The organism is Clostridium sp. SHJSY1, assembly GCF_031626875.1.
In the GTDB taxonomy this organism is placed as follows: Bacteria; Bacillota; Clostridia; order Clostridiales; family Clostridiaceae; genus Clostridium.
The window spans coordinates 1-560 of record NZ_JANDMF010000131.1 but is presented as its reverse complement, the minus strand read 5'-3'; the positions used below and the strand labels follow the sequence as shown (position 1 = coordinate 560).

General features: G+C 34.5%; 2 rRNA genes. Both read left to right on the top strand.

The window, feature by feature from the left end:
* Nucleotides 1-53, top strand: a 16S ribosomal RNA gene (locus NNC19_RS23465); the annotation flags it as partial.
* A gap of 434 nt (nucleotides 54-487) precedes the next feature.
* Nucleotides 488-560 (top strand): 23S ribosomal RNA (locus tag NNC19_RS23460); the annotation flags it as partial.

Genomic DNA, 560 nt, shown 5'->3' with positions numbered 1-560 from the left:
TGAAGTCGTAACAAGGTAGCCGTAGGAGAACCTGCGGCTGGATCACCTCCTTTCTATGGAGAAATCTAGCAAACAAGATGTTTGACTAGTAAAGAAAAAAATCTTTATTAGATTTTCTTCTCTAAAGATATAGGTTTTAACTTTCTGTTCAATTTTGAGAGATCATAAAGGTATCTCAGTTTGTTCTTTGAAAATTGCACATAGTATATATTGTTTGTATAAATACAACAAGCCAAGAAATATTCTTTGTATATTAAAACTAGTTTTATCTTGAAAGTAGAAACTAAAATATATTATTAATATTTTATTTTTTTGCAATTTTTTATTGCTGAGAAAGTAAAAAAAATAAATTTAGTAAAAACTGTTGAAAGTTAAAACTGAGCGACGTTAGGTTCAAGGAGCCAAAGGCGAAGTGCATGGAGCATACTTCAGGTATGTGAGTCATGTAGCACATAGGCGACGCAGAAATAACGCCGCGAAGATGATAGGTCAAGCTACAAAGGGCGCATGGTGAATGCCTTGGCATCAGGAGCCGATGAAGGACGTGATAAGCTGCGATA